This window comes from Mesorhizobium sp. M7A.F.Ca.US.005.03.1.1, assembly GCF_003997975.1.
Lineage (GTDB): Bacteria > Pseudomonadota > Alphaproteobacteria > Rhizobiales > Rhizobiaceae > Mesorhizobium > Mesorhizobium ciceri.
The window spans coordinates 168,785-176,155 of sequence record NZ_RZRO01000003.1 but is presented as its reverse complement, the minus strand read 5'-3'; the positions used below and the strand labels follow the sequence as shown (position 1 = coordinate 176,155).

Below are 7,371 nucleotides of genomic sequence, written 5' to 3'. Positions count from 1 at the left end.
GGTTAGACCCCTATTCCGCCGCCGGCGCCAGCGGCCTGACCCTGGCCATCATCGAGCGCAGTACCGCTGGTTTGAGCGGTTTGTTGATCACCGCAATCTCGAGCCCGCCGGCGGCCGTGCGCACCTCGTTGGAGCGGTCGGCGGTGACCAGCACGGCCGGCAGGGTGTCGCCATGGATCGCACGCAGCCTGACGACGAGTTCGAGGCCGGTTTCGCCGTCGAGATGGTAGTCGGCAAGGACGATGTCCGGGCGGTGTATCTTCGCGGTCTCCAGATCCTTTGAACCGGACGCGGTGTCGACGTTGCAACCCCAGCCTTCGAGCAGGAGCCGCATGCCTTCGAGGATGCGGGCGTCGTTGTCGATGCACAGCACGTGCAGACCGGCCAGCGAGGCCGTCGCGCGGGCGGGAGCCCTGGCTTCGATCTCGCGTCGTGCCTGCACGGCCGCGACGGGCAGGATAACGGAGAATCGCGTGCCCTTGCCCGGACTGGAAAAGATGCGGATCTCCAGGCGCAACACCCGGGCGATGCGGTCGACGATGGAGAGGCCGAGACCGAGGCCCTCGGCCTCGCGCGCGCCCTCGTCGAGCCGGGTGAATTCGCGAAAGACGGTGTTCAGCTTGTCGCCGGCGATGCCGATGCCGGTGTCGATCACCTGGATCTCGGCCAATTCGCCGCGCCGCCTGACGCCAACCAGGACGCGGCCGTGGCGCGTGTATTTGATGGCGTTGGAGACGAGATTCTGGATCAGGCGGCGCAGCAAATTGCGGTCCGTCGTCACCGTCAACGATGACGGCATGATGGTCAGCTCGAGCTTCTTTTCGGCCGCGAGCGGGCGGAAGTCGTTGCCGATCTGGCGCAGCAATCCGTCGAGGTTGAAGGCGGTGTCATCCGGCTTCATCGCGCCGGCATCGAGGCGGGAGATGTCGAGCACGGCGCCGAGAATCGTCTCGACCGATTCCAGCGAGGATTCGATGTTCACGGCCGCCTTGCCGGCAGGTCCCTTGCCGGCCTTCTCGATCAGCGAGGAGCAATAGAGCCGGGCGGCGTTCAGCGGCTGCAGGATGTCGTGGCCGGCGGCGGCGAGGAAGCGCGTCTTGCCGAGATTGGCCTCCTCGGCCAGCATCTGTGCCTGCGCCAGTTCCTCATTGACCCGGGTCAGTTCGATGGTGCGCGTCTTGACGCGCTGCTCCAGCGATTCATTGGCACGCTTCAGTGCCAGGTCCTGCTCGACGCGACCGGAAATGTCGGCATAGGTGGCGACGATGCCGCCGTCCGGCATCGGGTTGGAACGCAGTTCCAGGATGCGGCCCGAGGTTTTCAGCTCCATCTGCCATGGGCTGACGAAGCTGGTCAGCCGGTTGAGCATGGCCACACGCTGATCGGCAGGGATGTCGCCGCGCTCGGCGAGATGGCGCAGGATGCGGTCGAGCGAGACGCCGACCTGGCCCATCTCGTCGGGCAGGTCGAACAGTGCCCGGTACTGGCGGTTCCAGCAGATCAGGCGGAAATCCCGGTCGAAGACGGTGATGCCCTGTTCCATCTGGTCGAGCGCGATCTGCAAGAGGTCGCGGTTGTGCTGCAGCGCCTCGGTGGCGTCGTCGAGCAAGCGGAAGGCATCTCGGGATTCGCGGTCGTGGCGCCGAAACAGCAGCGACAGGATCAGTCGTGCCGAGGAGGAGCCGACGGCGCTGGCCAGCAGCTGCTCGGAAAAGCGGATGACGTCCATGCTCGCCTGCTCGTTGCCGTGCAGAGAGGCTCCGTTGGTCTTTTCGAACGACTGGAAGGAGCGCTCGGTGCGCTCGACGCCGAGATAGCGCCCGATCGTGTCCTTCAGGTCGTTGACGGTGATGGCGGTGCGGAAACGGCGCAGGCTGGGCATCGGGCCGGCATCGCGCGGCACGAAGATCGACGCCTGGATGCGTTCCAGCGGCACCGACGCGCGCGACAGCGAGCCGAGCACGAAAAACACCGCATTGATCGACAGGCTCCATAACACGCCGTGGTTCAGCGGTTCGGCGACGGTGCCGAACAGGGCCTGCGGCCGCAGCGCCTCGAAGCCGAACAGCCCGTGCACGATGATGCCGGTATCGGCCGCGGCAAGCGACGGCAGGAGCAGTGTGTAGCCCCATACGAGGATGCCGGCGACCATGCCGAGTGCCGCACCCCGGCCGTTGGCGCCGCGCCAGATCAGCCCGCCGATCAGGGCGGGGGCGAACTGGGCGATGGCCGCGAACGACATCAGGCCGATCGACGACAGGCGCGCGCTGTTGGTGCTCTCGCGGTAGTAGAGGAAGGCGATGAACAACAGGATGAAGATCGCCCCGCGCCGCACATTGAGGATCAGCGTCGACCAATCCTCGGTCTCGGAGGTCGAGGTCTTGAGCAGGCGGCGCACGAACAGCGGAATGACGAGATCGTTGGAGATCATGATCGACAGCGCCACGCTTTCGACGATCACCATCGCCGTCGCCGCCGACAGGCCGCCGATGAAAGCCGCCATCGCCAGCACATCATGGCCGCTGAACAGGGGCAGCGACAGCACATAGAGATCGCTGCTGGTTCCGGCGCCGACCAGCGACAGGCCGGCGAAGGCGATCGGCAGCACGAACAGGTTGATCGCCACGAGGTAGAGCGGGAACACCCATGTCGCGGTGCGCAGTTCGGCCTCGCCGCGGTTTTCGACGATGGTGACGTAGAACTGCCGCGGCAGCATGATGATGGCAAAGCCGCTGAGGCACGTCAGCACCAGCCAGGTGGCGAGCGAGGTGTTGTAGCTCATCGCCTGCCGGACCTGCGCGTTCTCGGCGAGCTTGTCGAACATGTCGCCTGGGCCGCCGAAGATCAGGAAGGTGACCATCAGGCCGATCGCCAGGAAGGCGGCGAGCTTGACGACGGTTTCGACCGCCACCGCCAGCACCAGCCCGTCCTGGTGTTCGGTGGCGTCGGCGTGACGGGTTCCAAACAGCACCGCGAACAGCGCCAACAGCATGGCGACGACCAGCGAGATGTCGCTGACGAAGGGATCGAACGAAGGCGGCGATCCCGTATAGTGCTCGACCATCAGGCTGACCGAACCGGATATCGCCTTCAACTGCAGCGCGATATAGGGCACCGCGCCGATGGTGGCGATCAGCGTGGCGATCGCCGCGACGGTGAAACTCTTGCCGTAGCGTGCGCCGAGGAAATCCGCGATCGAGGTGATCTTCTCGGTCTTGGCCAGCCGCACGATACGGTTGAGCAGCGGGAAGCCGAAGACGAAGACGAGCACCGGGCCCGTATAGATGCCGAGGAATTCGAGGCCGCGTTCGGAAGAGAGACCGACCGAGCCGAAGAAAGTCCAGGATGTGCAGTAGATCGCGAGGCTGAGCGCATAGATGAAAGGCCGCCCCCGGCTCGGCTCGGAGATGGCCGAGCGGCGGTCGCCGAGGCTGGCGATGGCAAACAGCAGCGTCACATAGGCGACCGCGATGATGACGATGAACAAGCCCTGCACGCTTGGACTTTCCTCCTCTGCCGTCTTTCTATCCGGCTTGCCCGGACGCAACCACAGCTTGGCGTCCGAGTCCATTGCAGAGCTGTGCAGGACGGCTATCAGGGCGGCGCGTCGGTGTCGTTATGGTGAAGATCGCCGCTGAGCGCCGTGGTTTTCGAAGGTGTGTCGGTAAATGTCTTTCAGATCGCGTTCGGGGCGATGCGTTATCCTATGGCGCATGCGGGAGTTCGGCACGCGCTTCCCGAATAATGTCGTCGATCGACTTTTCGCTGACCGGGCTCTCAAAACCTTCGTTGATCGCCGCCTGAATCGCTTTCCGCTTCTCGTCGGGCGAAAGCGCGTCAAACCAAGCGCGCTGCTCCTTTGTTGGAGCCGCCCACGGATAAACATCAATGCTGATGGTTTCGAGCATGTTCATGAGAACATTATAGGCGAAAACGCCTATAATTTCCAGAAATTCAATGCTGGCTTTGCCGTGCCGTCAATGCGGGAAACCTTGCAAAGAGCGATTGATCGCTCGCGTCAACAACCAGGGGCCCATGCCGTGCTCGGCGGCAATCTGGTCCAGCGTGGTCGTTTTGCAGTGATTCGGCGGCATCTGTGTCGATTTGCATCGCGGGGATGAAATTTCACGCCCTTGTACGCAACGCGTCAAATTCGGCAGAGCTGCCGCCCAAAGTGCCGTAAGGTAAGGAGAAAGCGGTTGTTTTCTCCCTTTTACCCATGTTGCGTCAGGAGGTTTTTGTTATGTTGCCTCAGGTCGATGCCGCAAGGACGGAAACGGCAGCTCGGCCAGTCACGACAAGGAGGGTCGAATGCTGAAAGAATTCCAGGAATTTATTTCCAAGGGCAATGTGATGGACCTTGCGGTCGGCGTCATCATCGGCGCGGCCTTCGGCAAGATCGTCGATTCCCTTGTTAACGATATCATCATGCCGATCGTCGGCGCGATTTTCGGCGGCTTGGACTTCAACAATTATTTCCTTGGCCTCTCCTCGGCCGTCAACGCCACCTCGCTGGCCGACGCCAAGAAGCAAGGCGCGGTCTTTGCCTACGGCAGCTTCATCACTGTCGCGTTGAACTTCCTTATCCTCGCTTTCATCATTTTCCTGATGGTCAAGGCGGTGAACAACATGCGCAAGCGGCTTGAGCGCGAGAAGCCCGCTGCACCGGCGGCTCCGCCGCCAGCCGACGTCGCGCTGCTCACCGAAATTCGCGATCTGCTCGCCAGGCGCTGACCACGGGCAGCATTGCTGGACCAAAACCCCGGTCGTTGGCGGCCGGGGTTTTCTGTTTTCGCATCTGGTAAGGACCGCTGACGAAAACCGCAGACCAAAAACGGATCCGCCCATGACCCTGATCGACAGCTTGCGCACCGAGGCCCGTGCGGCACCCGAAAGTGGCATTGTCGCCGTCGTCAATTACGGCCGCCTGCGCGAAGGCATGATTCCGCTCTGGGCCGGCGAAGGCGACCTGCCGACGCCAGCCTTCATCACCGATGCCGCGTCGAAGGCGCTGGCCGGCGGCGAGACATTCTACACCTGGCAAAGGGGCATCCCCGATCTCAGGCAGGCACTCTCCCGTTACTATGCCAGGCATTTCGGCAAGAATTTCCCGGAGGAAGAATTCATCGTCACCGGCTCCGGCATGCATGCCATCCAGCTGGCGCTCGACGCGCTCGCCGGCGCCGGCGACGAGGTGGTCTACCTGTCGCCGGCCTGGCCGAATTTCGATGCCGCAGCAGGGATAGCGGGAGCCGTCCCAGTCGCGGTCACGCTCGATCATTCCGGCAATGGCTGGTCCTGCGACATCGAGAAGATCGCCGCTTCGATCACGCCGCGCACAAAGGCGCTGTTCATTAACACGCCGTCGAATCCGACCGGCTGGACCGCCGATCACGAGACCTTGCAGGCGATCCTCGCTCTGGCGCGCGCGAAAAACCTCTGGATCATCGCCGACGAGATCTATTCACTGTTCCACTATGGCCACGGCCGCGCGCCGTCCTTCCTCGACATAGCGTCGGCGGAAGACCGTATCCTGTACGTCAACTCCTTTTCCAAGAACTGGGCGATGACCGGCTGGCGCGTCGGCTGGATCAAGACGCATCCGAGCTTGCAGCAGGTGTTCGAGAACCTGATCCAGTATTCGAGCTCCGGCGTCGCCCAGTTCATGCAGCGCGGTGCGGTCGCCGCCCTTGACGAGGGCGACGCCTTCGTCGCCGAACAGGTGGAGCGGGCGCGCAAGGCGCGCGACCTTGTCTGCGGCATCCTCGGCGCCACCGGCCGCGCTGGGTTTACGGTGCCGCAGGGCGCGTTCTATCTGTTTTTCACCGTCGAGGGCATCACCGATTCACGCACCGCTGCCTTCGACATCGTCGACAAGGCCAATGTCGGCCTGGCGCCAGGCACCGCTTTCGGCCCCGGCGGTGAGGCGTTTTTGCGGCTGTGCTTCCACCGCCGTCTCGACCAGATCGAGGAAGCGGCACACCGGCTGGCGAAGTGGATGAAGAACGCCTGAGCCGCTGACGAAGCCCGAATTGAAATCGCTCCGGCGAGCCAGATGGCCGCCGGAGTAGAGTTCCAAACGGCATCAGCCGCCTGACTTGGGCACCAGCAATGGAATGATGCGGTCGCTCTTGGCCACCGAAGGCCGACCGGCGGAGCCGTAGGGGATGCCGAGCGCATCCCAGGTCTCGACCAGCGCATCCTGCAATTCGGCGATCAGCGCATCGGAATGGAACGGCGTCGGCGTGATGCGCAGCCGCTCCGTACCGCGCGGCACGGTCGGGTAGTTGATCGGCTGGATGTAGATGCCGTGCACGCCGAGCAGGCGGTCGCTGGCCATCTTGCAGGCCTCGGGATCGCCGACCAGCAGCGGCACGATGTGCGTCGGCGAATCCATCACCGGCAGGCCGGCGGCCGACAGGATGTGTTTGGTTCTCGCGGCCTGCTGCTGCTGGGCGTCGCGCTCGGCCTGCGAGCGCTTGAGATGGCGGATCGACGCGGTCGCGGCGGCAGCGATCGCCGGCGGCAGTGCCGTGGTGAAGATGAAGCCCGGCGCATAGGAGCGCACGGCGTCGATCACAGCGCTGGTGCCGGTGATGTAGCCGCCCAGCGTGCCGAATGCCTTGGCCAGCGTGCCTTCGATGATGTCGATGCGGTCGGCCAGGCCTTCGCGCTCGGTGATGCCGCCGCCGCGCGGCCCGTACATACCGACGGCATGGACCTCGTCGATATAGGTCATGGCGTTGTAGCGCTCGGCGAGTTCGACGATCTCTTTGATCGGCGCGATGTCCCCATCCATCGAATAGACGCTTTCGAAGACGATCAGCTTGGCGCGTTCGCGCCCCGCCGCCTGCAAAAGGCTTTCCAGATGCGCCACGTCATTGTGGCGGAAGATCTTCTTTTCGGCGCCGGAACGCCGCACGCCTTCGATCATCGAGGCGTGGTTCAATTCGTCCGAGATGATCAGGCAGTTGGGCAAAAGCTTCGCGATGGTCGAGATCGAGGCTTCGTTGGAGACGAAACCGGAGGTGAAGACCAGTGCCGCTTCCTTGTCGTGCAGGTCGGCAAGCTCCAGCTCGAGCTCTACCAGCGGGTTCGAGGTGCCGGAAATGTTGCGGGTGCCGCCGGCGCCCGAACCCATCTTGCCAGCGGTATTCTGGAACGCGGCGATGACGTCGGGATGCTGGCCCATGCCGAGATAGTCGTTGGAGCACCAGACGGTGATTTCCTCGGCGCGGCCATTGGAACGCCAGATGGCGCGCGGGAACTTGCCCGCGATCCGCTCGAGGTCGGCGAAAACGCGGTAGCGACGCTCGGCATGGAGCTGGTCGATCGCTTCCTCGAAGAACCGCTGATAGTTCATGTCGACTT

Annotated in this window: 5 protein-coding genes; 2 read left to right on the top strand and 3 right to left on the bottom strand. The window is 63.6% G+C overall.

The window, feature by feature from the left end; all coding sequences use genetic code 11:
* Positions 1 to 10 precede the first annotated feature (10 nt).
* Entirely contained in the window at positions 11 to 3,496 is a 3,486-nt protein-coding gene (locus tag EN990_RS02780; RefSeq protein ID WP_164753412.1) for a PAS domain-containing hybrid sensor histidine kinase/response regulator, read from the bottom strand.
* Between the two features lie 208 nt (positions 3,497 to 3,704).
* Positions 3,705 to 3,914 carry a hypothetical protein gene (locus EN990_RS02775; protein WP_024503137.1) on the bottom strand — a complete coding sequence of 70 codons (210 nt, stop codon included), beginning with the start codon at positions 3,912 to 3,914 and terminating at the stop codon, positions 3,705 to 3,707.
* 397 nt (positions 3,915 to 4,311) lie between these two features.
* Here EN990_RS02775 and mscL point away from each other — a divergent pair, with 397 nt between their 5' ends.
* Both mscL and EN990_RS02765 read left to right on the top strand, forming a co-directional pair.
* A complete protein-coding gene (gene mscL, locus EN990_RS02770; RefSeq protein WP_013533610.1) occupies positions 4,312 to 4,734 on the top strand; it encodes a large conductance mechanosensitive channel protein MscL in 423 nt (140 codons plus the stop codon).
* Positions 4,735 to 4,846: 112 nt separating this feature from the next.
* Complete coding sequence (locus tag EN990_RS02765) at positions 4,847 to 6,013, top strand: pyridoxal phosphate-dependent aminotransferase (protein ID WP_127369353.1); 1,167 nt, start codon at positions 4,847 to 4,849, stop codon at positions 6,011 to 6,013.
* A gap of 72 nt (positions 6,014 to 6,085) precedes the next feature.
* Here EN990_RS02765 and hemA read toward each other — a convergent pair whose 3' ends face one another.
* Positions 6,086 to 7,363: a 5-aminolevulinate synthase gene (hemA, locus tag EN990_RS02760; protein ID WP_127384508.1), complete on the bottom strand. Its 1,278-nt coding sequence runs from the start codon at positions 7,361 to 7,363 to the stop codon at positions 6,086 to 6,088.
* Between the last annotated feature and the right edge of the window lie 8 nt (positions 7,364 to 7,371).

Coding starts and splice junctions, on each gene's coding strand:
- hemA (WP_127384508.1), bottom strand. CDS start 7,363: ATGAACTATCAGCGGTTCTTCGAGGAAGCGATCGACCAGCTCCATGCC.
- EN990_RS02775 (WP_024503137.1), bottom strand. CDS start 3,914: ATGAACATGCTCGAAACCATCAGCATTGATGTTTATCCGTGGGCGGCT.
- EN990_RS02765 (WP_127369353.1), top strand. CDS start 4,847: ATGACCCTGATCGACAGCTTGCGCACCGAGGCCCGTGCGGCACCCGAA.
- mscL (WP_013533610.1), top strand. CDS start 4,312: ATGCTGAAAGAATTCCAGGAATTTATTTCCAAGGGCAATGTGATGGAC.